Raw genomic sequence first — 840 nt, 5'->3', positions numbered from 1 at the left:
TAGGGTGTGAACCCAATTCAAGATCTTGCTGAGTATATTTTTTTGTGATTCATAGCTCCCAACTTAGGGAGTTTTAGATGGCAAGATTTGATTTAAGTGATGCAGAGTGGCTGGTTATTGAGCCTTTACTGTCAAAGAAAGGTCGAGGTCCTGCTCGCCGGGATGACCGTGTTATTCTGAATGGTATCTTCTATATCTTGCGTACAGGCGCACCATGGCGTGATCTTCCCGAACGCTACGGTCCTCACACAACGGTTTATAATCGCTATGTTCGTTGGGGGGAGCGTGGTATCTGGAAAGGCATCTTTGATGCTTTGGTAACAGAATGTGACGACGCTCTGATTTTTATTGATGGTTCTATTGTAAAGGCTCACCGCGCAGCGGCTGGGTCAAAAAAGGGGAACTGGCGGAAAGTATTGGCCGCTCACGCGGAGGTCGCACAAGTAAAATTCATGCGGCTGTAGATCAAAAAGGTCGCCCGATCCGCCTTGCGATCAGTGGAGGCCATGTGCACGACAGTAAATTAATACCTGAATTTCTGGATTGGGAAGTGCCGCCTCTGGCTATCGTTGCTGACAAAGCCTACAGCAGTGGTAAAATCAGACAAAGTATCGCTGATGAAGGTGCTTTGGCGGTTATTCCCTCAAAACGAAATGCCAAAAATCCTGTTCCTCATGATAAAAACCTCTATGCAATGAGAAACATTGTCGAGCGGTTCTTCTGTAAAATGAAAGACATGAGGCGGTTAGCAACAAGATTTGAGAAAAAAGCCGTAAACTTTCTTAATATGCTATATCTATTTTCAATTAGATCATGGATCAATTGAGTCCACACCCTAGA

Annotated in this window: 1 pseudogene; it reads left to right on the top strand. The window is 44.9% G+C overall.

The window, feature by feature from the left end:
* The first annotated feature begins 77 nt into the window (after window positions 1-77).
* Window positions 78-826: pseudogene (locus WH96_RS22090) on the top strand (IS5 family transposase).
* Window positions 827-840: the final 14 nt, after the last annotated feature.

Origin of the sequence: Kiloniella spongiae, from assembly GCF_001026905.1 — a bacterium.
Classification (GTDB): domain Bacteria; phylum Pseudomonadota; class Alphaproteobacteria; order Kiloniellales; family Kiloniellaceae; genus Kiloniella; species Kiloniella spongiae.
This window is presented reverse-complemented; position numbering and strand designations above follow the sequence as displayed.